This window comes from Salsuginibacillus halophilus (genome assembly GCF_003014715.1).
GTDB lineage: Bacteria > Bacillota > Bacilli > Bacillales > Marinococcaceae > Salsuginibacillus > Salsuginibacillus halophilus.
Genome location: NZ_PYAV01000008.1, coordinates 147,134 through 169,573 on the forward strand (window position 1 = coordinate 147,134; position 22,440 = coordinate 169,573).

Here is a 22,440-nt window from a genome sequence, read left to right on the forward strand (position 1 = left end):
GGTGCTTTTCTGGTTTCTTTTTCATTTTCAGCTGATTTGTGAAGGGAAGCGACTTTCGCCTAGTTGCCTGATATAATAGGAATTAGTTATTGTTGGTATACAGGTGAATCTAATTTCTACCTGGTGATTACAATCGACGTAAAAAATGTATGATGGATAAACTACTAAAGATAGGTGAATCATTATGGCAAAGCAACGAGGATCAAGCTGGGTGAAACGTATACAGCAATATTTTTTCGGGGCGGAAGAAAAAGAAGGTACTGCCGAAACAGATCATCATTATCATCAATCACCGGCCTCGTCTACGAACAATCGTGAATCTTCTTCTCGTCTTCCTGAAAGCCGAGAGCCGCAAACAAAAATGTCTTACCAATACCCAAAACCGGCTAAATTTAACTTTCCAATGGATGTCACTTCGACTTCATCAGAAGATAACCAGATACTAAAACGAAACCTGCATGCTCGAAAAGAGAAATCCAAAGAGGTTGAAGCTACAACAGAAGAACACGAGAATGCAGTAGAAGAAGACCAAAATGGGTTATTTAAAGGGCAGAATTTTGCGCCGCAGGACATTCCTTCACCTGTGTTTGGGTTTCAACAGCAGTCCCCAATTCTCAACTTGGATGAAGAAACAATAAGCAATACAAAAGTGAGCGATGAAAAAGCACCTCTTACGCCATTTCCGTTGAACAGTGATAATCAAGAACGAGCTCGAAAGAAAGAGGAGCCACCTGAAGAAGAAACGTATGTTGAGCGAGAGGAAGAAGTGCTATTCAACACAGGCTCTACTGAAGAAGCTGCCAAAGAATCGTTAGAAGTGCCGGAGTTGGACGAAGCAGAAACGCAAACAGAGGAAACGTATGTTGAGCGAGAGGAAGAAGAGCTATTCAACGCAGGCTCCACTGAAGAAGCTGCCAAAGAATCGTTAGAAGAGCCGGAGTTGGATGAAGCAGAAACGCAAACAGAGGAAACGTATGTTGAGCGAGAGGAAGAAGAGCTATTCAACGCAGGCTCCACTGAAGAAGCTGCCAAAGAATCGTTAGAAGAGCCGGAGTTGGATGAAGCAGAAACGCAAACAGAGGAAACGTATGTTGAGCGAGAGGAAGAAGAGCTATTCAACGCAGGCTCCACTGAAGAAGCTGCCAAAGAATCGTTAGAAGAGCCGGAGTCGGATGAAGCAGAAACGCAAACAGAAGAAACGTATGTTGGTGATGAGCAAGAAGGGAAGATTGATACTTCTGCTTCACAGTTTTCGGAGCATACGAATATTGTAGAGAAGCATGAAGAAGCAGCAGCGGCGCTTCAGATACAGGCTAGTGATCGTTTGCAACAAACCGAAACAGAAAAGATTTCATCTGAACGAGAAAAGAAAGCTTTAGCAACTGAAGTATCAAAATTGCAAGCAGAAGCGTCACCTGAAAACGTGGAGAAGACACCATTTAATGTCGTTATGAGTGAAGTTGATAAACAGCGGTTGAAAAAGCAGCAGCATCAAGAAGAGGTCATACATTCAATTGAAGAGGCAGAAGTTTATCAAAAACCTTCACTGGCAAAATTAAACAAACCTGCCGCATCCGAACCAGCCTCAGAAGAAGAGTTACAAGCTCAACAGGAGCGGCTTGAAGCTACGTTACAAAATTTCCAAGTGAAAGCTGAAGTGAAAAATATTACGCAAGGACCGAGTGTAACGCGCTATGAAGTCGAGCCGGCACCTGGTGTGAAGGTGAGTAAGGTGAAAAACTTAACGGACGATTTGAAGCTTGCGCTTGCAGCTAAAGAGCTTCGCATTGAAGCGCCGATCCCGGGTAAAAGTACGATCGGTATTGAAGTTCCAAACCCTTCACCTTCACCTGTGTTCTTACGTGATATTTTAAGCCGTCCGGACTTCCGCCGCCATGAATCGCCGCTTACAGTTGGCCTTGGAAAAGATATAAGCGGTGAACCGGTTATTAGTGATCTTGGAAAGATGCCTCACGGTTTAATTGCCGGAGCGACCGGTTCTGGTAAAAGTGTGTGTATTAACACCATCTTGCTTAGTCTGCTTTATAAAGCTGATCCAAATGAGTTGAAGCTGCTTTTAATTGATCCAAAAATGGTGGAGCTTGCTTCATTCCGCGATGTGCCTCATTTAGCTGCACCGGTTGTAACTGATCCAAAAGAGGCCACAGCTTCGCTTAAGTGGGCTGTTCAAGAGATGGAAAACCGTTACGAAAAGTTGGCAGAAGCAGGCGTGCGCGATATTAAAAAATACAATGAGAAATCTGGAGAAAGTGAGCGGATGCCTTATATGGTCATTGTCATTGATGAGCTTGCTGATTTAATGATGGTGGCTGCACAAGATGTAGAAGATGCAATCTGCCGGATTGCGCAAAAGGCTCGAGCTTGTGGCATTCATTTACTTGTGGCGACACAGCGCCCGTCAGTGGATGTCATTACAGGTTTAATTAAAGCCAATATTCCAACGCGGGTTGCGTTTGCTGTATCTTCACAGGCGGATTCGCGAACAATTCTTGATCAATCCGGTGCAGAGCGGCTTATCGGCAAAGGTGATATGCTGTTTTGCGAAAATGGGACGTCTGAACAAAAACGCATTCAAGGTGCTTTTGTTTCTGATGAAGAAATTGACGCAGTGACTGAAGCTGTTAAAGGTCAGAAATCTCCTGCTTACCTTTTAGCACGTGAACAACTTGTTACAAAATCTGATGAAAAGGGAAAAGAAGCCCAAGATGAACTTTATGATGAAGTGCGCCAGTTTGTCATTGAGCAGGGGGCGGCATCTTCCTCTTTGCTTCAGCGCCGGTTTCATATCGGATTTAACCGGGCTGCACGCTTGATTGATACATTGGAGGCGAGTGGCATCATTTCGCCAGCACAAGGGTCTAAGCCACGAAGCATCCTTGTATCCCTTGATGATTTGGACGGGCGTAATGAAGCGTCTGAACCTTAAGTATAAACAGGCTTTACCTTGTGTAAACAGCTTAGGTTCTTTATGATAGGGAGAGAAAAAAGAAAGTTCCGCTTGTTCATGTTCGTGTAAAGTTGAACCACGCATCACCAACTTTTGAGGAGGAGATTGGCGTGCAAAACATTCAAATGGAGTTTTTCCTAGAGATGACTGTCCCGGATTGGTTGTCGATTTTAAAGAAAAACGAACGAACGATTGAACTTGTTCTGCCACATGACTGGGCGCAACTTTCCAAAAAAGATGTCGAGGAAATTGTGCAGAATGTGATCATGGAAAAGAGTGAAAAGCTTGTCCATTAGTATTAGCAGCATAGCGCAGCTTTCAACTACGATGAGAGAACCATAAGGAGCCGAAACATGAAGAAAGAAATTCAACTGAAGCTTGAAGGGGAAATTAAGCGGCTGACAAACCGTACATTTAAATTCGATGAACGAATCGGAGAGGGTTGGTTTTCAGCCGTCTATTTCTTAAAAACAAAAAAAATTGTAGAAAACTACCGTCCAAACCACACTGTTACCATGCAGTTTTTTCAAAAGGAACATGCGGTGTTATGTGGTACAGATGAGGCGATTGCGCTCGTGCAAACGTTTGCGGAGAGCCCGGAAGAACTTGAAATTTATTCTTTAGAAGATGGAGATAAAGTTGAACCTTTTGAAACTGTCTTAACGATAACTGGACCTTATCAAAACTTTGGTTTTTTGGAAGGAATTATCGACGGGATTCTCGGACGCCGAACATCTGTTGCGACTAACGTTTATCATGTTGTGAAAGCAGCACGGACTTCTGGTGTAGAGAAGCCTGTCATTTTTATGGGTGACAGAGATGACCATTTCACCCAACAAGCCGGTGATGGATATGCCGCATTTATTGGCGGATCGAAAGCGCAGGCAACACACGCGATGAACGAATGGTGGGGCAAAAAAGGAATTGGAACGATGCCGCATGCACTTTTGCAGCTGTATCGCGGGGATGTCGTTGCGGCAACTGAAGCATATCAAGCCACCTTTCCTGAAGATGAACTGATGACACTTGTTGACTACAACAACGATGTGATCGGTGATTCATTAAAAGTTGCCCGGGCATTTGGCGATGATTTAAAAGGTGTCAGGCTTGATACGTCCAATTACATGATTGATCAATACTTTTGCCGTTACCCTGAAGTTATGGGTGATTTTGATCCCCGCGGCGTTAATGATCGTTTGATCTTTGCGGTACGTGAAGCTCTCGATCAAGAAGGGTATGAGCACGTTAAAATTGTAGTCAGCGGTGGTTTGAATGCAGAGCGGATCGAAGCATACGAGCGCGATGGTGTTCCGGTCGATATTTACGGGGTTGGCAGCAGCCTGCTGAACATCCATATTGGTTTTACAGGAGATAATGTGTTAATTGATGGGGAGCATGAAGCAAAAGCAGGTCGTGAATACCGTCCAAATCCGCGCTTGGAGCGGGTTGAATATAATGAACAATAAGGATTGAGATTGCGGGGGACATGCATAATGGAACTCGGGCATGTTGTGAACTTTGAGCGACTGCGAAACGATAAGCAGCAAAAAGCTGATGAAGCGCTTTTATCAGTGTACCACCATTTTTTTGACTGGCTGCAAACAGGAGCAAATCTTCGTGACAAAGTGCGGGCAAAGCATATGTTTAAAACGATTGCTAGTATCGATCCGGATGAAATGGTTCGTGAAACAAGCCGTTTTCAGTTTGAACACTGGTTTGCTTTTGATTACAGTACGATTATCGGAGCTCATTTGTTTGATTTATTTATACGGCAGGAAAGCCAAGCTTTAACATCGCAGGAGCTTGAAACGAGCGGTGTCATTATGACGACAGCTCTTGAGCTGTTTCAAATTGAGCATGTGGATCATGAAGGTTGTATGACGGGAAAGTACCCACTTACAGGAGAAGAGCGCACCATTACACCTACACCTTTGTTTGCTGGTGAATTACAAAAGCTAAACATAAGTGAAGGACTCTGTTTGCTGCGGACGGTCCAAAACGGTTTCAGCCCGAGGCTCTTAACGCCGCCTGCTCCAATACAAGAAGATTATACAGATACGGTTATTGATCATTTGCAGGCACTGCGACCGGAAAAGGTGCACAGACAAACGTTTATGAGAAAAAATAGTCTTTATTATTTATCTTTTGTAGATTGGGGCCATTTGCAACAATAAATTAGCCTGTTTTTCTTAAAAATAAGAAGGTCGTCAAAAGTATAGGATCTAAGTAATGGGTGTAAGTAATTGCGTTGAATTTTTTCTTATTTGCTAAAACAGACTTACCGGTAGAACATTGAGTGAAACAATTCAGCAGGAAGCGATTGTCTATTGGAGCTGCATGTGCAGCCAGAGACAGGCGCGAGCAGGGACTTCTGCAAGGTTGCGCTTATACTGGCTGAGTGAAGCAAGTCATGGAAAGTCTGCCAAACGCTTATATATTAGGTCTTATTTATGCGCTGGCTCCGGCGATGCTGGAGTTTTTTAAGTTTGTGCACTTTTTTTGTGAAGCAACTATCGTTGGTTTTTATCATACAATGTTAAAAGCAACGGTTAGAAGACTTCATTTGTTACAACCGAATGATCTGCTATAATGATACAAGTGCAGAATTGCGCCTAATTTTCGCTTGAGGACTTAAATAAGCAGACCGTAAAAATGGAGGTCCAATCATGACAACGTATCATTTTGTTGGAATTAAAGGATCGGGGATGAGTGCACTTGCCCAGATTCTTCATGATATGAATGTAAACGTACAAGGTTCAGATGTTGAAAAGCACTTTTTCACACAGCAACCTCTTGAAGCAAAAGGAATTCCGCTGCACCCGTTTGCAGCATCGAACATTACGCCGGAACAAACCATTGTCGCTTCGCCGGCGTATGGGGAAAATCACCCGGAAATCGCCAAAGCTGCAGAATTAAACTTAGACGTACAAATGTATCCTTCGTTTTTAGGAAGTTGGTTGAAGCAGTACACTTCAGTGGCTGTAACAGGAGCACATGGTAAAACGAGTACGACCGGACTCTTATCTCACGTACTTGAACCTTATCGTCCAACGTCTTACTTAATTGGCGATGGCACGGGTAAAGGCGAGCCGGACAGTCATTACTTCGTATTTGAGGCTTGTGAATACCGGCGTCATTTTTTAAATTATGAGCCGGATTATGCGATTATGACAAATATTGATTTTGATCACCCGGATTATTTTACAGATATTAATGACGTCGTTGATGCATTTGAAGGTATGGCTAAAAACGTGAAAAAAGCAATTATCGCCTGCGGGGACGACGAGCATCTACAGGCATTAAACGCTCCAGTACCAATTATTTATTACGGTATTGAAGGTAAGCATGATTTCAATGCAGATCGAATTGAGGCAACACCAGAGGGCACAAAATTTGATGTGACCGTCCGCGGCGATTTTTACGGAACATTCATGATTCCTCAGCACGGGGAGCATAACGTTTTAAATGCCCTGGCTGTTATTGCGTTAAGTCATTATGAAGAAATGCCGATGTCACTTATGCAGGAACAGCTGCGCTCATTTTCTGGAGTGAAACGTCGTTTTAGTGAACGTACGTACAATCGTCAAGTTGTTATTGATGATTATGCCCATCATCCGACAGAAGTGCAGGCAACTGTTTCTGCCGCAAAGATGAAATACCCGAATAAAGAAATTGTTGCAGTCTTTCAACCGCATACGTATACGCGGACAAAAATGTTTTTAGAAGAATTTGCAGCGTGTTTACAAGAAGCTGACCATGTCTATTTATGTGATATTTTCGGTTCAGCCCGCGAACATGATGCAGCATTGTCAATCGAGGATTTGCAAGCTCGCGTACCCGGGGCTCAGCTGCTCCCCGAACAAGATGTAGCTTCACTTTCCAATCATGAAGACAGTGTGCTTTTGTTTATGGGAGCTGGGGATATTCAAAAATATCAATCAGCATACGAGGCAACAATTGTTTCAGAGCAATAATAGCATTTGCGCCTCAGCCCGTTACGAATCGTCGTAACGGGTTTTGATTTTTGGTAGAATGACTGCAGTTTTTTAAGTCATGAGGAGGAATTAGCTAATAAGAGCACGAATTGTGATATTATGATAAGTAGTTAAGCTTAACTCTCAAAAGTTTGAAATGTTTATCATCTTTTAAACCGGGTATTAGTTGAAGAGTAGGGGGTGAACTTTGAATGGAGTTTGTTTACATAAGTTTATTAATTATTGCTGTAGCGTTTGCGGTTCTTGTGATCTTCTTAATTCAAACGCTGCGGTCTGTATCAGCAACATTGAAAGAGACTTCAAACACGATTGCAAAACTGGAGTCCCAAGTTGAAGGCGTTACGAAAGAAGCAGAACAGTTGATGCAGACGAGTAATCAGTTGGCCGAAGATCTGCACCATAAGTCAGAGACGTTGAACAGTGTCTTTTATGCTGCTCAAGAACTCGGAGATTCTGTAGAAACAGTGAATCATTCATTGAAACACGTTTCTGAAACCGTTAAAGATCAATCGACGCGCCAGTCTGATCAAGTAGCGCAGGCCGTTCAATGGGGCAATGCAGCGATCGATCTTTATACAAAATGGAAGAAAAAGAAAGCTGAAATTCCAAGCGAAGAAAACCATACTTCGTCTTAAATCTGATAAGGAGGGACTTTAAAATGGGAACAATGAACACAAAAGATTTTATGATTGGTACATTAATCGGGGGGATTGTAGGTGCGGCTACGGCACTCCTAACTGCGCCGAAACCTGGAAAAGAACTGCGCACGGATATTAGTGAAGGTGCGCAGTCAGCATATGACCGTACGAGCGAATGGACGAACAATGCTTATGAAAGAAGCAGTGAATGGGCAAATGTCGCCAAAGAAAAATCTTCTAACATTGCAAAAACAGTGTCCGAGCAATCTACGCAAGCTGTAGATAAAGTGAAAGATGCAGCTGATACTTTGCGTGGCGAGGCAGAGGAAGTAGAAAAAACAGCTGAAGAGTTAGCAGAAGACTTGGCAGAAGACTTGGATCAATCGAAAGAAGAAATTAAAGCTTCTGTTCGCCAAGAGGTTGAAGACCTTGAAAATCAAGTGCGTAATGAAGAAGCCAAATAAAAAGAAAAAGTGTCCGCTTATGAAGCGGGCACTTTTTATGTTCAGTAAAGATGGATATTACTTGTTAACTTCGATCATTTGAATGTCAATCCGATCACCCTCGTTTAACGTTTCTGTTAGTTGCGTAGCTGCGCCGTTTTTTTCTAGCAGCAATTTGTAGCCAGGTTGGGGTTCAAGATGGAGATCAACTTGACGGAATAAATCTTGAAAGGTAAAAGTGACAAAAGTTTCATGGGTATGAAGCTGGTCGCCGGGTTGCACGATGTCTTTGGGGCTCAATTCAACCCCGTCTTTGTATAAAGTTGTTTTCGGTTTTGTAAGCTGTAGATTTTCCCCGTTTAAAATAAGATTGATTGATGTTTCAATGGGAATTTCCATTAACGTACATAGATCTTCTATTGTGATCTCATCCGGTTGCTGCAGTGGTTTTGTTGCGATATGGTCGCCTTCATCAATCATTTCTTCACCGGTACAATTCACCCCGTTTTTCGTTAAGACTCCGGTAGGGATGGTTAGATTTGAGTGATCTACATTCACCGAGCGCGTACTTTTACGCAGCACTTCATTCTCTTTCAAGTATAGAAGGGCGTCCCGGATGGTTCGTACCGGGTATGTTTGGATCCTGTCCCGATCTTGTACGATCTGTTCGGCTTTACCGTGAGATCCATTAATATATATGAGTTCCGGAAGGTACACAGATTCATTGTTCCATTGGATATGAACCGTTCGGAAGCTTTCACACAGTTCACCAGCAGTTACTTCGGCTTCAGTCCCGTTGTTGCCCGGCTCAACTTCAAGTATATCTTTCGAGCGAATGGTGTCATTTAATGAAGCGGGTGCGCCGTTTTTCATTATTGAAGCAGGTGTTCCATGACTACCAGCGAGGGTTACATTTTTGCCGTTTACGTGGACGATTTTTGCTATCCCGGGCCGGCCGTGCAGCCGTGAAATGTCAATACCACCTGCAACGAGTGCATCACCGACGGTTAAATCTTTAATGTCAAACATGCGCAGTCGTTCATGATTTAATGTAAGTGTGACGTATTGTATCGGATATTCCTGGCTGGCGATTGCAATCCCTGCCGGTGTTACCATGTCCGGCCCGGTACCTTTATTTGATTCCACAGTTAATGATGCAATCGCGTTCATATCACGAACGGCAACACGCTGCGCCGGGAGCTCGAGTGCCTGTTCAAGCATATCGGTAAGTCCTGGTGTCAGGCTGCCGCCACCTACAAGCATGACTGCCCGGGGTGATTTGCCGTTTAAGCGAAGGATTTCATGGCTAATCTTGCTTGCAAGCTCCCCAACACTCGTTTGAATCGCTGTTTGGATGTCTGATGTATGGTACGTATGCTCAAAACCCAGAATATCTTGAATGGTTACTTCTTCTTGGCCATGGATACGACGCTTTAAATCTTCAGCTTCTGGAAAGTCGAGAAGATAAGCATCGCTGATGGCTTCTGTAATTTCGTCTCCTGCAACAGGTACCATCCCGTAACCGATAACGGTACCGCCTTCAGTTACCGCAATATCCGACGTGCCGGCGCCAACATCCACAAGGGCAACATTTAAGCGACGCATTGAGGGTGGGACCAAAACATTAATAGCAGCGATCGGCTCGAGGGTGAGCCCTTCCATTTCAAGGTCTGCTTTATGAAGTGCAGATGATAAAGAATCAATGACCATGCGAGGTAAAAAAGTGGCGATGACTTCAACTTCAGCTTCTTCACCCATCTGGTCTTCAAGACTTCCCATAGGTTCCTTATCTAAATAGCGATTCATTACTGAATAGCCAACACATTGATACTTTAAGCGGTCGTCAGTCTCACCTTGGAGTGCAAGGTCATATTGAGCGCGCTGAACAGCACTAAGTTCAAGCTGGCGGATGTCATCTGTTGTCATGTGGTGTTCTTTCGGCAGCGGCAGTTTTTCTACTGCACGCATCGTTTTTAATGCACGGCCTGCAGCTGCAACTGAAGCTTTTTGAATCGGGCCATGAACAGCTTCAATTCGCTCTTTAATTTTGTTTATTAATGAAGCAACGGCGGGGATATTATGAATTTGTCCATCAAGCATGGCGCGTTCTTCATGTTCAAGTACTTCAATTTGTTTTAATGTATAACCGGATTCGTCTTTCACAGCATATAATCCAACAATGGAACGGGTTCCGATATCAAGGGTGAAAAACGATTGGGTGTGATCATTCATCATTAATGCACCTGCTTTCGTATGATAAGTCTAATGTCCCACTTCCGCTTTAGTGCTTAAAAGCGTTCAAGAAATAAAGAAAAAATGGGTGACAGGCGTTAAATGTTTCGTTATAATAGGTTCTAATCATTAAGAAATGTACCATAATTTCTAATCAATTGAAAATCGGAATAGGAGTTGAGTTGAGTTATGAGTAACGAACAGCTAGATCAACTGCGCGGACAGTTAGACGAGGTAAACTTAAAAATTCTTGAACTAATTAACGAGCGTGCCGAACTCGTTCAAGAAATCGGTCAATTAAAACGCAAAGCCGGCCAGAACCGGTTTGATCCAGTACGTGAACGTGCAATGCTTGACCTAATTGCTGAAAACAACCAAGGGCCTTTTGAAACGTCAACGCTTCAACATTTGTTTAAACAGATCTTCAAAGCGAGCCTTGAGCTGCAGGAAGATGATAATAGTAAATCTTTATTAGTTTCCCGGAAAAAGCGTCCGGAAAATACAGTCGTACAATTAAATGGAGATAAAATCGGAAACGGCGATCCAAAATTAATTGCCGGTCCTTGCTCCGTTGAGAGCTACGAGCAAGTTTACAGTGTGGCTAAAGCAATGAAAGATCAAGGTTTAAACCTATTGCGAGGCGGCGCCTACAAGCCGCGTACTTCGCCGTACGACTTTCAAGGTCTCGGCCAGGAAGGTCTCGAGATTTTAAAGCGTGTTGGTGATGAATTGGATATGGTGACGATTTCTGAAATTGTCAGCCCGAAAGATGTTGAAAATGCACTTGATTACATCGATGTGATTCAAGTCGGTGCGCGTAACATGCAAAACTTTGAGCTTTTGAAAGAAGTCGGTGCTGTAGATAAGCCAGTGCTTCTAAAGCGCGGTATGTCAGCAACAATGGATGAATTTATTAAAGCAGCTGAATATATTATTGCAAACGGCAACGAGAATATCATGTTATGTGAACGCGGCATTCGGACGTACGAAAATGCAACCCGTAACACGCTTGATATTTCCGCTGTGCCTGTGTTGAAACAAGAGACGCACCTTCCAGTTATGGTGGACGTTACCCATTCAACAGGCCGTCGTGATCTGTTATTGCCAACGGCTAAAGCAGCTTACGCAGTCGGCGCAGACGCTGTGATGACAGAAGTGCATCCAGATCCTGCAGTTGCTTTGTCTGATTCGGCCCAGCAGATGAACATCCCTCAGTTTGAAGAGTTTCTCGGTGAAATTCGCGAACAAGGTGTGTTCAAAGGTTAAAGTGATAATTGTCCGACCATCGTCTGTATTTCGTACAGACGATGGTTTTTCTTTTGTTTAAAAAACGATAAAAATTTATGATTATCGGTCAAAATACCTGCAAATTATGTCGATGCTGCCGATATAAATAAGGATAGGAATTGCGGAACCTCCTTAAAGTATCGTATGATAGCGTTACATTATGAAAACAATGTTGAAAGGAAATATGAGGAGGACTCCCCGTTGAATACAACAATTTACGATGTGGCACGTGAAGCAGCTGTCTCTATGGCGACTGTATCGCGTGTAGTGAATGGCAACCCAAATGTAAAACCAGCAACCCGAAAAAAAGTGTTAGACGCCATAGAACGTTTAGGTTATCGCCCAAATGCGGTTGCACGTGGGCTGGCGAGTAAAAAAACGACGACAGTTGGCGTTATTATCCCTGATATCTCAAGCATCTTTTTTGCAGAGCTTGCTCGGGGAATCGAAGATATTGCAACGATGTATAAGTACAACATTATTTTATGTAACTCGGATCAAAACAAAGAGAAAGAGATTCATCTAATTAACACGCTGCTTGAAAAGCAAGTCGATGGTATTTTGTTTTTAGGCGGCGAAATTACCGAAGAACATGCGGAGCAGTTTAAGCATGCATCTGTACCGATTGTTCTTGCAGCTACTGTAGATGAAAATAAACAATTCCCGTCTGTAAATATTGATTATCAGCAGGCCGCGTTTGATGCAGTTACTGAACTTATTGAGCGTGGACATGAGCGCGTTGGTTTTGTGAGTGGACCAATCGATGATCCAGTTACAGGCTATCAGAAATATACGGGCTACAAAGAGGCACTGAAAAAACACAGCCTTGCTTTTGATGAACAGCTGGTGGCTGCAGGTGAAAACACATATGATGACGGTCTTGAGGCGGTTGACCGTATTATGAAGGCTGATCAAATGCCAACGGCAGTCTTTGCAGCTACAGATGAAATGGCTTTAGGTGTGATCCACGGTCTGCAGGATGCGGATTGGCGTGTACCAGATGATGTTGAAGTTATTGGCTTTGACAACACGCGTCTTGCAACAATGGTTCGTCCGACGCTCACAACTGTTGTACAGCCAATGTATGACATTGGAGCTGTATCAATGCGTTTGCTTACGAAATATATGAATCAAGAGGACGTAGGCGACCATATCGTGGAACTGCCGCACCGCCTGGAATACCGGATGTCCACCCGTGCTTAAAGCCGGGTGGGCTTCACCGTTTTTGCAGTTCGATTTAAAAAGGGGTAGAAAAATGACATGAAAAAATTTGATATTTTAACACCTGTGGGCGTTGTGGTGGGCATCACGGCGTTATTGTTTGCAGTATTTACAAATGAAGGCCTTGGTATGGTCGTATTCTTTATTCAAATTACGGCATTTTTAATTGTATTTGGTGGATTAACGGCAGCCTTACTTATTAACTTCTCTACAGATGACATAAAGTTGTTACCGCGTGTACTTAAAGAAAGTTTTCAACATGAAAATCATGATTTAAAAAGTTTAATTGATACTTTTGTCGATTTATCCACAAAAGCGAGGCGCGAAGGTCTGCTGGCGCTTGAAGCCGGTATCGAAGAAGTTGAAGACCCTTTTATACGTAAAGGTGTCATGCTTGCCGTTGACGGAATAGAACCAGATATTATTAAAGATATTATGATGGCTGAAGTCGTTGCCATGGAAGAACGACATAAAAAGGGTCAGGCTTTAATGCAGAAAGCGGGAGAATATGCGCCGGCCTGGGGAATGATTGGTACCTTAATTGGTCTTGTACTTATGCTGCAGAACCTTGATGATCCTGAAACACTCGGTCCGAATATGGCCGTGGCATTATTAACAACATTGTACGGTTCTGTTCTAGCAAACTTACTTTTCATACCAATGGCTAGTAAACTAGAAATCCGGACGGAAGAAGAAGTTTTCGTTAAGCAAGTTGTAATTGAAGGTGTGATCGGTGTACAGTCCGGTCAAAACCCAAAAATTCTTGAAGAAAAGCTAAGCGCCTTTATCCGTCAGGAAAACCGCGGCAATGATGAAGAAGCGGAGGAGTTTACGAATGAAGCGTAAACAAAAGACGCCCGAAAAAGGCAGCCCACGGTGGATGACAACTTTTTCGGACATGGTGCTTTTAATTCTCGTTTTTTTCGTTATGCTCTTTTCCATGTCCGAAATTGAAACGGAGCAGTTTCGTGCGATTGCAGAGTCTTTTGATGACCGTCATATGTTTGATTTTTTACCGGCGATGATTGAGCGTGATCAGCCGGGTGAAGATGAAGACGTTGATGAAGATGAATTTGATGAAGAGTTTGAAGAAGAAATGGATTTTGAAAATGAATTCGAAGAAGAGATCGAGTCTGATCCGGCAGATGATGAAGAACTCGAAGAGATGATGGAAGATATTGATGAATATTTAGAAGAAGAAGATATGCAGGACGTCATATCAGCGACACGTGATGATCGCGGAATTGTGCTTGTTTTACAAGAGCGCTTATTGTTTGAAACAGGGGAAGCAGAACTGCTCGAAGCTGCCGAACCTTTTTTAAGCCAAGTAGGGATGCTCTTAGAAACGATTCCAAACATGGTTGAAGTTGAAGGGCATACAGACAGTCGGCCCATCTCGACTTTTCGCTATCCATCGAACTGGGAGCTTTCCGGTGCACGGGCAAGCAGTGTAATCCGTTATATTGAGGAGAATCACAATGTGAGCCGTCAGCGCCTGAACGCTGTAGGTTATGCGGATACGCGGCCGGTAGCACCAAATGATTCCGAAGAAAATATGCAGCAGAACCGCCGTGTTGTAATGATTATTAATGACCCTGATTATGCAGAAGATCGACAAGCGCAATAAATTCACAGCCCTCAGCCGTATTCGGCCGAGGGCTGATTTTTTAAATAATGAGTATAAAATAATCGAGGCAAAACCGTTATCTGTTCTTTTCGTTTCGAATATGGAATAATGCTTTATCAAGCGACTTTTTATTTTTTTCAGTAATCTCCGGCTTGCGCGGGATGGGTGGATATAAATCAGCAGGGTCTGTCCAAAATGTTGGCAGCGGAATCGGTGATTGATCTTTCCAAGCTTCGAGCCAAGTTTCCGGAAGGGACCCTTCAGCAATATGACGTTGATCGCTCATTTCCAACCAGAGCAGTGACCAAGCACGGGGGACGACCCGCCAGTGGTCATATCCGCCGCCACCGACGGCCACCCAGCGTCCGTCACAAAAGTCATGTGCAACTTCGTGGGCAATCCGCGGTACTTCACGGAAGAATTCGATAGAAGCTGAAAGGTGCGTTAATGGGTCATAATAATGAGCATCTGCCCCGTTTTGGGTTAAGATGATATCCGGCTTAAAAAACTCTGCGACTTCCCAAATTGCAGCTTCATACACTTCTAGAAACGAATGGTCTTCTGTAAAAGCATCAACCGGAACGTTAATCGAGAATCCAAACCCTTGCCCATTTCCTTTTTCATTCACAGCACCTGTGCCAGGAAAGAGGTAACGGCCCGTTTCATGAATAGATAATGTACATACATCAGGGTCTTCATAAAAAGCCCATTGAACGCCATCGCCGTGGTGAGCGTCTGTATCGATATACAGCACCCGCATACCGTAAACTTTACGTAAGTATTCAATTGCTATTGAACTGTCGTTATATATACAAAAACCTGAAGCTTTGCCACGAAAACCGTGATGCAGCCCCCCACCTAAGTTTAAAGCGTGGGTGGCCCGGCCTTCCATAACTTCATCAACTGCACTTAATGTCCCTCCAACGAGTAGGGCTGCAGCTTCGTGCATATTATGAAACATAGGTGTGTCTTCGGTGCCGAGTCCAAAATTGTTTGCCAGGCCCGGGGAAAGCTCACCGCGGCCGGCTTTTTTTACAGCTTCAATATACGCTTGATCATGGACAAGTGCAATTTCTTCGTCACTTGCCATGCGTGGTGTAACAAAATCGTCCGGCTGCAAAGCATCTTCAGCTTCAAGCAGACTTTTTGTTAACTGCAGGCGAAGATGATTGAATGGATGGTCATCGCTGAACTTATACTTCAGCATATCTTCTGAATATATAAATGCATGATTTCTCATGGTGACATCCCCGGCATACGTGGCCACATGACTTCGTAGCCGCTGGATTCAAGGGTTTCAATGATACGGCGCGGATCCATTGTTTGTACCCGGAACACAAGAATTTTGTATTCAGGGTCTTCACACGGGTAGACGAGCACACTCGTAACATTTTTATTATTTGCTTTAAATAAGGCAGCAACATCTGCAAGCTGGCCGGATATATTAGGAACCCGGATTTCAATTTGCGAACTTGGCTGATGGGCACCTGTTAGTTTCACCAAGGTATGAAGGATGTCAGTTTCAGTAATCATGCCTACAAGCACGTCATCTTCGGTCACCGGGAGGGAGCTGATGTCATGCTCATACAAAGTTGAGGCAGCATCTTCAACAAAGTCAAGTGGTCCAGTAGTGACGACATTCGTTTTCATGATGGAAGATAAAGGTTTCTGTAAGTCTTCTAAATGTTCATCAGCATGAAAAATAGATGGACTAGCATCACGAATATCCCGGTCGGAGACAATAGCTATTAATTCATGTTTGTCGTTTACGATGGGTACATGCCGGATTTTTCGTTCGTGCATAACGTTCATTGCCTGCTCAATCGTATTTTCTGCAGTTAAGTAAGCAACATCTTTGTGCATAATTTCTTCGATCAGCATAAAGAAATCCTCCTTTCATTAAAACATAAACCGTCCGGAAAAGCGGACAGCGTCGAACTGTTGAATGCTATCATTATCAACTCTATCTCCAATACGCACCATTAAGCAGTTGGCGGGATGACTGCTGATTTCCGGGTCATCTGTAGCCATCCACTCAAGCCCGCCAGCGTTCATCATTTTTTCCATAACTTTGCGGTAATCCCAAATTGATAGGCCGCTTCCTTTTAAGTCCCAATGCCAATAATACTCTGTTGTGATGATAATGTAATCCTCCATTGCATCATCAAGCATTGAGAGCTCTAAAAGGTGTGAACCGATCTTTGCTCCACGGTATTCCGGAGCAATCTCAATAGCACCAAGTTCAAGCAGGTTATCAAGTTCTGCCTCAGACCAGCGCTCAAGTGGATCAGGGTATAAAAAAGTAACATAACCGATAACCTGGTCACCATCAAGCGCCACATTGATTCGACCTTCTGGAAGATCAGCAATTCCAATTAATGCTTTTTTCTGCTCATCAGGCCGTCGAAAAGCAACCAATCCTTCATTAAAACTAAGTTCGTGAATTTTTTTGCCAGAGATAGGTCCTTCAATTGTAATGGTCCGGTCTTGAAAAGGAATTTCTCTGGAAAAAAACATTTTTTTGTGTTTCATTTTTCCCGAGGCCACCTTTATCAGCAGTTTAAGCGTTTCCTTATTCGGGCAGAGGATAACAACTACCTACATTATACATAATCACCCGGAATTTGAACACCGAACTTCCTTTTGTAAGCCTATACATGACAGTCGATTCGGAAATTTCTTATTTAAATGGCAATGTAAAATTGAAGAAAAATTCATAATATATTATAATAGCATTGTGGAAACGCAATCATGCTTGAAAGAGAGGAAGATGGTATATGAAGGTGCAAACGCTTCCGGCAAAAGAAGGACAACACAATCTCGCAAATTATGATGAAGCAGTTAAAAATTTTGACTGGTCTCAAGTCGAAAAAGAATTTTCGTGGTTTGAGACTGGGAAAGTAAACATGGCACATGAAGCGATCGACCGCCATGCCGACTCTCCAGATAAGAAAGATCAAGTTGCATTGTACTATAGTGATCAAGAGCGTGATGAGGAGTATACGTTTCAAGATTTAAAAGAAAAGTCCAACCAGGCAGCGAACATGTTCAGAGAAGCAGGTATTACAAAGGGAGACCGCGTGTTTATCTTCATGCCGCGCTCGCCTGAATTGTACTTTGCTTTTCTCGGTGCTGTGAAAGTTGGTGCAATCGTTGGGCCTCTATTTGAAGCTTTTATGGAAGGGGCTGTCCGCGATCGCCTTGAGGATAGTGAAGCGAAAGCTTTAGTTACAACGCCGGCACTTTTAGAGCGTGTTCCGGTTGATGATCTGCCATCTCTTGAAGCTGTATTTATTGACGGCGGTAAAGTAAAAGAAGAAGGACCTTACTATGATTATCAAACCCGCTTGCAAGCGGCTTCTACGGATGCAGAAGTAGAATGGGTAGATAAAGAAGACGGTTTAATTCTACATTACACATCCGGATCTACAGGTAAGCCAAAAGGTGTTTATCATGTCCATTATGCGATGGTACAGCATTATCAAACTGCTAAATGGGTACTTGATATTAAAGATAACGATGTATTTTGGTGTACAGCTGACCCAGGCTGGGTTACAGGCACATCATATGGCATTTTCGCTCCGTGGCTTGCAGGTGTAACAAATGTTGTTCGCGGCGGGAGGTTCAGCCCGCAGGATTGGTACGCAACACTTCAGAAATATGGTGTAAGTATTTGGTATAGTGCACCAACAGCTTTTCGTATGTTGATGAGCGCAGGGGATGAAGTGATTAAGGAGTATGACCTTTCCTCTCTCCGTCATATTTTAAGTGTAGGTGAACCGTTAAACCCTGAAGTTGTACGCTGGGGTGAGAAGGTATTTAACCTCCGTATCCATGATACATGGTGGATGACAGAAACGGGTGCACAAATGATCGTTAACTTCCCGGCAATGGATATTAAAGCCGGGTCGATGGGTAAACCAATCCCAGGTGTGAAAGCTGCCATCGTTGACGATCAAGGCAATGAACTACCACCAAACCGTATGGGTAACTTAGCAATTGCTAAAGGCTGGCCATCGATGATGCGTAAGATCTGGAATCAACCTGAGAAGTATAACAGCTACTTTGAGTTAGGTGACTGGTACGTTTCCGGTGATTCGGCTTATATGGATGAAGACGGCTACTTCTGGTTCCAAGGCCGGATCGATGACGTTATTATGACTGCCGGCGAACGTGTAGGCCCATTTGAAGTTGAAAGTAAACTCGTTGAGCATCCCGCTGTAGCTGAAGCCGGGGTTATCGGGAAGCCAGATCCTGTTCGCGGTGAGATCATTAAAGCATTTGTGGCTCTTCGCGATGGGTATGAAGTGACTGAGGATACAAAAGAAGATATTCGTACCTTTGTTAAAAAAGGTTTAGCTGCACATGCAGCACCGCGTGAAATTGAATTCCGTGATAAGCTGCCAAAAACGCGTAGTGGTAAGATTATGCGCCGCGTGTTAAAAGCATGGGAGCTGGATCTTCCAACAGGTGATCTATCAACAATGGAAGATTAAGGTTAAAAGAAGCTGCCTTTAAGGCAGCTTCTTTTTTTAAGATACAAATACAAAGAAAAGGCCGCTGCAATTCGATTTGCAGCGGCCTTTTCTTTGTAAATTAGAAGTTTTACTTAATCTTCACCGTTTTCCTCACCGCTACCTTCCTCGGCAGGTTCTTCTTCTACTGGCTCTTCTTCAGCAGGCTCTTCTTCAGCAGGTTCTTCTTCTACAGGTTCTTCTTCTACTGGCTCTTCTTCAGCAGGTTCTTCTTCAGGTGGTGGATCCTCTTCGGCAGGAGGATCTTCAGAAGGTGTCTCTTGTGGCTCTTCAGTTTCTTGCCCATTGCTGCCACCATTTGAAGCTCCATTGCTTCCTTCACCATCCCCAGGCTCAGTGGCACCAGGCGAACCGCCATCAGATCCACCAGTATCATTTTCAGTTTCCTCTGGTGTTTCAGTTTCAGGTGAGGAACTTTCTCCTTCATTCTCACCAGCATCTTCATCATCCTCGCTAGGAGTGTCTGTTATTGAGGATGACGCTGATTCACGGCCAAGCGTATCAACGGCTGTAACGTAATGAGATTGACCTGCACTAACATTGTAAGACGTTTCAGCACTATCAATGATGCTGTCAACTTGAACCCCGGATTCTGTATAAATTCGGTAACCGACAATATCATTATCGGGGTGCTGATTCCACGTAAGTGTGGAACCACTTTGTGAAGTTCCAGTTACAGCTCCTGGTGCATAGCCGTTTGTAGGTGCTTCACGGTCAGGCACAATGTTATCAGTTATGCTTTCAGGTAAATACTCATTAATGTTGTCGACGTCAAACTCATCGTCGTCAAGCAGAATCCCTGTTTGTGTGAACTCAGCAGGAGTTTCACTTAAGGCACGGTAAGTTGTACCACCGATGGTTACATAGCTTGCGTCTTCAAGACTGTCGTCTGTCGTCGTCGGGATGTGCTCATTAATCATTAAATCTGTATGAACAAAGCCAGCCTCACTACAGCGGTTTGAAGGCAGTGTGTCTGTTAAGCCGCAGATAGATTGACTTACGACGCCTTCTGGCTGCGTGAACGTTTCATCAGTAATAATTTGCTCATACTCAACTTCAGAAGCATGGTTAATGATTTCTGCCCAAATGCGCTGGGTTCGTTGACTTTGACTCCAGCCGTTCACTCCATGATCAACGCCAAGCTGGCTGGAATCATAACCAAGCCACACACCAAGTGATACGTTAGGGTTGTAGCCGACAAACCATAAATCTGTATAATCTCCAGTGGTTCCTGTCTTCCCTGCCCAGTCACTGCTATGATTTAAATAACCTGGCATACCGGCCGCTGTACCTCCAGGTTGAAGGACATCGCGCAGCATATCGGTCATAACGTAGGACGTCTGTGGCGAGAATACTTCATTTGTTTCTGGTTCGTGCTCGTAGATTGTATCCCCATCACGAGTTTCAATACTTTCAATCATATAAGCATCTCGGTGTGTACCTTCGTTTGCAAATGTTGAATACGCACTCGTTAATGCTTCAGGAGTCGCTCCAAATGAACCAATGGCATCACTTTCATATGGACGGCTTTCTTCAAGCCAGATGCCCATATTTAACATATCCTGTCGCGCTTCAGGCAGGTCCAGCCGCATCATAGAACGAACTGCCGGCGTATTCCTGGATTCTTGGAGTGATTCACGAACTGTAATTAAGCCGCGGTGCTGATTATCAAAGTTTGTAATTTCCTGATCGCTTCCTTCAGGGTAATACGGGATATCCGGTACAATTGAATTTGCGTGTACTGCACCACGTTCAATGGCAGGTGCGTAAGAAATTACCGGCTTGGATGTCGAACCCACATCACGGTTGCTGTCGGAAGCATGGTTCATCTGCTGGCGTTCAAAGTCACGCCCGCCAACGAAGCCGAGCACCTTACCGGTCGCATTGTCGATTAAACTAGCACCAACTTCTTCTTGATATACGTGTTCTTCTTGATTCTCTTCATCCCAAATTGTTTTGTCCGGACCGAACATACTGTCATCAGAAATGGCATCTTGCATTGCATCGTAAATGTTTTTATCGATCGTTGTACGTACCTTTAAGCCTTGCTGGCGCAAAAACGTTTGCGCATCCTGTGTATAGGTTAAGGTTGTTTCCTGCAGTTCTTCACCTTCTAATTCGCCAAGGTCAATCCCATCTTCTTCTAGCATTTTGTCACGGATGATATTTCGAGCTTCGCGTTCAGCAGCATATGTGATGTATGGGTATTCTTCATATGCGCTTGGCGCAGCTTCTGTTAAGCTGTCGCGAATATCATAAGCAAGTGCCTCCTCGTGCTCCTCTTCATCGATGACATTGTTGTCTTTCATACGGTTTAACACCGTACGCATTCGGTTGAGGCCGCTTTGCATTTCTTCTTCAGATTTAATTTCTCCATTGTTATAAAATGGTGTGTGAGAAAAAGGACTTTGCGGTATACCGGCAAGAAAAGCAGCTTGCGGTATATTTAGTTCATGCACTTCAACACCGAAAACACCTTCAGCTGCAGCTTGGATACCGGCGATGTTTTCTCCAGAGGCATTGCGGCCAAACGGCACAATATTTAAATAAGCTTCAAGAATTTCATCTTTATCCATGTAATTTTCAAGCCGCATCGCAAGCACAATTTCGTTTGCTTTACGCTCAAATGATACTTCATTAGAAAGCAGTTGGTTTTTTACAAGCTGTTGTGTCAGTGTACTTCCTCCGGTTTGGTCCCCTGTGCTGGAAAACTCTTGATAAGTCGCACGAAATAAAGCTTTTGGCACGATACCGTCGTGTTCGAAAAAATATTCGTCTTCAGTGGCAAGAACCGCATCGATGACTTCATCTGAAACATCTTCAAGCGGGATTTCACGGCGTTCCAGGTCAGTTCGAAGCTCTCCTAAATATTCGTCATTAGCAAAATAGACTTCGCTGATCTCTTCAAAGTTATAAATCTCTTCTCTCATTTCGTCGCTGCCATGAGCTTCTTCCTCTTCTACGAGCGAGAGAAAATATCCGGCACCAGCGCCTCCTACAAACAGTACAGCCATGATGATTAAAATGACAAAAAGTAAAATAAGATTCCAAAAGACTTGAGAAGTAATGTTCAAACTACGAACAACTCGGTTTTCTCCCCATTTTCCGACCGTTTCATTGAATTTTTGAAAAAAGGTACCCAATGGTTTAATGACCTCCTTATATCATTGTTATTATAGCATAAGTCAAAGGCGAGCTCCTATCATTCAAGACACTTTTATATTGATTTGACATAGCCGTTCAGCCTATGATAAAAAGTGTTTAGATGCAACGTAACTGAATATTGAATGCATTGAATGAGTGAAGTAGTGCATGGAACCACTGCCTTAGAGAACCGGCGGCTGCTGAGAGCTGGTGCAAGTTTCAGCATGAATTACCCTCTGGAGCACTGCCGGGCAGCCGTCCGGTGGCGGTATGCCTACGATACAGGTCCAAAGTGGAAAGTTGTAGTCAACTTTCAAAAAGGGTGGTAACGCGACCGCAAACGTCCCTTT

At 43.7% G+C, this 22,440-nt stretch carries 17 protein-coding genes and 1 other annotated feature (1 of these 18 running past the window's edge); of the genes, 12 read left to right on the forward strand and 5 right to left on the reverse strand.

Annotated elements, in window-relative coordinates:
- Nucleotides 1-184 precede the first annotated feature (184 nt).
- The 7 genes from B0H94_RS09455 to B0H94_RS09490 all read left to right on the forward strand — a co-directional run bounded on the left by B0H94_RS09455 (nucleotide 185) and on the right by B0H94_RS09490 (nucleotide 8,065).
- Nucleotides 185-2,947, forward strand: a complete 2,763-nt coding sequence (locus B0H94_RS09455; RefSeq protein ID WP_106589010.1) for a DNA translocase FtsK — start codon at nucleotides 185-187, stop codon at nucleotides 2,945-2,947.
- Between the two features lie 131 nt (nucleotides 2,948-3,078).
- Complete coding sequence (locus B0H94_RS09460) at nucleotides 3,079-3,264, forward strand: hypothetical protein (protein ID WP_106589011.1); 186 nt, start codon at nucleotides 3,079-3,081, stop codon at nucleotides 3,262-3,264.
- Nucleotides 3,265-3,321: 57 nt separating this feature from the next.
- Nucleotides 3,322-4,434, forward strand: a complete 1,113-nt coding sequence (locus tag B0H94_RS09465; RefSeq protein ID WP_106589012.1) for a nicotinate phosphoribosyltransferase — start codon at nucleotides 3,322-3,324, stop codon at nucleotides 4,432-4,434.
- 27 nt (nucleotides 4,435-4,461) lie between these two features.
- Nucleotides 4,462-5,142 carry a hypothetical protein gene (locus tag B0H94_RS09470; protein ID WP_106589013.1) on the forward strand — a complete coding sequence of 227 codons (681 nt, stop codon included), beginning with the start codon at nucleotides 4,462-4,464 and terminating at the stop codon, nucleotides 5,140-5,142.
- Nucleotides 5,143-5,634: 492 nt separating this feature from the next.
- Nucleotides 5,635-6,942: a UDP-N-acetylmuramate--L-alanine ligase gene (gene murC, locus B0H94_RS09480; protein WP_106589015.1), complete on the forward strand. Its 1,308-nt coding sequence runs from the start codon at nucleotides 5,635-5,637 to the stop codon at nucleotides 6,940-6,942.
- 212 nt (nucleotides 6,943-7,154) lie between these two features.
- On the forward strand, nucleotides 7,155-7,598 hold the full coding sequence (locus B0H94_RS09485; RefSeq protein ID WP_106589016.1) for a DUF948 domain-containing protein: 444 nt from the start codon (nucleotides 7,155-7,157) through the stop codon (nucleotides 7,596-7,598).
- 23 nt (nucleotides 7,599-7,621) lie between these two features.
- Nucleotides 7,622-8,065, forward strand: a complete 444-nt coding sequence (locus B0H94_RS09490; protein WP_106589017.1) for a YtxH domain-containing protein — start codon at nucleotides 7,622-7,624, stop codon at nucleotides 8,063-8,065.
- A 57-nt stretch (nucleotides 8,066-8,122) separates the two neighbouring features.
- Here B0H94_RS09490 and B0H94_RS09495 read toward each other — a convergent pair whose 3' ends face one another.
- Nucleotides 8,123-10,276: a cell division protein FtsA gene (locus B0H94_RS09495; protein ID WP_181315340.1), complete on the reverse strand. Its 2,154-nt coding sequence runs from the start codon at nucleotides 10,274-10,276 to the stop codon at nucleotides 8,123-8,125.
- 189 nt (nucleotides 10,277-10,465) lie between these two features.
- On the opposite strand from B0H94_RS09495, the gene B0H94_RS09500 reads away from it, so the two are divergent.
- From B0H94_RS09500 to motS, 4 genes are all read left to right on the forward strand, one after another.
- Nucleotides 10,466-11,542, forward strand: coding sequence for a bifunctional 3-deoxy-7-phosphoheptulonate synthase/chorismate mutase (locus B0H94_RS09500; RefSeq protein WP_106589019.1), 1,077 nt, complete (start codon nucleotides 10,466-10,468; stop codon nucleotides 11,540-11,542).
- A 222-nt stretch (nucleotides 11,543-11,764) separates the two neighbouring features.
- Complete coding sequence (ccpA, locus tag B0H94_RS09505) at nucleotides 11,765-12,766, forward strand: catabolite control protein A (protein ID WP_106589020.1); 1,002 nt, start codon at nucleotides 11,765-11,767, stop codon at nucleotides 12,764-12,766.
- Nucleotides 12,767-12,823: 57 nt separating this feature from the next.
- Nucleotides 12,824-13,630 carry a flagellar motor protein MotP gene (motP, locus tag B0H94_RS09510; RefSeq protein WP_106589021.1) on the forward strand — a complete coding sequence of 269 codons (807 nt, stop codon included), beginning with the start codon at nucleotides 12,824-12,826 and terminating at the stop codon, nucleotides 13,628-13,630.
- Nucleotides 13,620-14,411: a flagellar motor protein MotS gene (motS, locus tag B0H94_RS09515; RefSeq protein WP_106589022.1), complete on the forward strand. Its 792-nt coding sequence runs from the start codon at nucleotides 13,620-13,622 to the stop codon at nucleotides 14,409-14,411. The genes motP and motS overlap by 11 nt, the downstream gene beginning before the upstream one ends.
- 76 nt (nucleotides 14,412-14,487) lie before the next feature.
- Here motS and B0H94_RS09520 read toward each other — a convergent pair whose 3' ends face one another.
- The 3 genes from B0H94_RS09520 to B0H94_RS09530 are packed head-to-tail and all read right to left on the reverse strand — an operon-like array spanning nucleotide 14,488 to nucleotide 16,943.
- Nucleotides 14,488-15,651, reverse strand: a complete 1,164-nt coding sequence (locus tag B0H94_RS09520; protein WP_106589023.1) for an acetoin utilization protein AcuC — start codon at nucleotides 15,649-15,651, stop codon at nucleotides 14,488-14,490.
- A complete protein-coding gene (locus tag B0H94_RS09525) occupies nucleotides 15,648-16,292 on the reverse strand; it encodes an acetoin utilization AcuB family protein (protein ID WP_106589024.1) in 645 nt (214 codons plus the stop codon). Before B0H94_RS09525 ends, B0H94_RS09520 begins: the two co-directional genes overlap by 4 nt.
- Before the next feature lie 18 nt (nucleotides 16,293-16,310).
- Nucleotides 16,311-16,943 (reverse strand): GNAT family N-acetyltransferase, encoded by a 633-nt coding sequence (locus tag B0H94_RS09530; protein ID WP_106589025.1) that lies wholly within the window; start codon nucleotides 16,941-16,943, stop codon nucleotides 16,311-16,313.
- Nucleotides 16,944-17,188: 245 nt separating this feature from the next.
- Between B0H94_RS09530 and acsA the strand changes: the two genes are divergently transcribed.
- The gene (gene acsA, locus B0H94_RS09535; RefSeq protein ID WP_106589026.1) at nucleotides 17,189-18,907 is read left to right on the forward strand and encodes an acetate--CoA ligase; all 1,719 of its coding nucleotides are present in this window, start codon (nucleotides 17,189-17,191) and stop codon (nucleotides 18,905-18,907) included.
- Nucleotides 18,908-19,020: 113 nt separating this feature from the next.
- Here the strand turns inward: acsA and B0H94_RS09540 are convergent, their stop codons facing one another.
- Nucleotides 19,021-22,089: a transglycosylase domain-containing protein gene (locus B0H94_RS09540; protein ID WP_245893951.1), complete on the reverse strand. Its 3,069-nt coding sequence runs from the start codon at nucleotides 22,087-22,089 to the stop codon at nucleotides 19,021-19,023.
- Between the two features lie 140 nt (nucleotides 22,090-22,229).
- Nucleotides 22,230-22,440 (forward strand) — a binding site (T-box leader); it runs 1 nt beyond the window's last position.

What these genes read in the sequence shown, in the direction of transcription:
- motP (WP_106589021.1), top strand. Translation starts at nt 12,824, where the DNA reads ATGAAAAAATTTGATATTTTAACACCTGTGGGCGTTGTGGTGGGCATC.
- acsA (WP_106589026.1), top strand. Translation starts at nt 17,189, where the DNA reads ATGAAGGTGCAAACGCTTCCGGCAAAAGAAGGACAACACAATCTCGCA.
- B0H94_RS09455 (WP_106589010.1), top strand. Translation starts at nt 185, where the DNA reads ATGGCAAAGCAACGAGGATCAAGCTGGGTGAAACGTATACAGCAATAT.
- B0H94_RS09525 (WP_106589024.1), bottom strand. Translation starts at nt 16,292, where the DNA reads ATGCTGATCGAAGAAATTATGCACAAAGATGTTGCTTACTTAACTGCA.
- B0H94_RS09465 (WP_106589012.1), top strand. Translation starts at nt 3,322, where the DNA reads ATGAAGAAAGAAATTCAACTGAAGCTTGAAGGGGAAATTAAGCGGCTG.
- B0H94_RS09520 (WP_106589023.1), bottom strand. Translation starts at nt 15,651, where the DNA reads ATGAGAAATCATGCATTTATATATTCAGAAGATATGCTGAAGTATAAG.
- murC (WP_106589015.1), top strand. Translation starts at nt 5,635, where the DNA reads ATGACAACGTATCATTTTGTTGGAATTAAAGGATCGGGGATGAGTGCA.
- B0H94_RS09490 (WP_106589017.1), top strand. Translation starts at nt 7,622, where the DNA reads ATGGGAACAATGAACACAAAAGATTTTATGATTGGTACATTAATCGGG.
- B0H94_RS09485 (WP_106589016.1), top strand. Translation starts at nt 7,155, where the DNA reads ATGGAGTTTGTTTACATAAGTTTATTAATTATTGCTGTAGCGTTTGCG.
- B0H94_RS09530 (WP_106589025.1), bottom strand. Translation starts at nt 16,943, where the DNA reads ATGAAACACAAAAAAATGTTTTTTTCCAGAGAAATTCCTTTTCAAGAC.
- B0H94_RS09500 (WP_106589019.1), top strand. Translation starts at nt 10,466, where the DNA reads ATGAGTAACGAACAGCTAGATCAACTGCGCGGACAGTTAGACGAGGTA.
- motS (WP_106589022.1), top strand. Translation starts at nt 13,620, where the DNA reads ATGAAGCGTAAACAAAAGACGCCCGAAAAAGGCAGCCCACGGTGGATG.
- B0H94_RS09470 (WP_106589013.1), top strand. Translation starts at nt 4,462, where the DNA reads ATGGAACTCGGGCATGTTGTGAACTTTGAGCGACTGCGAAACGATAAG.
- B0H94_RS09495 (WP_181315340.1), bottom strand. Translation starts at nt 10,276, where the DNA reads ATGAATGATCACACCCAATCGTTTTTCACCCTTGATATCGGAACCCGT.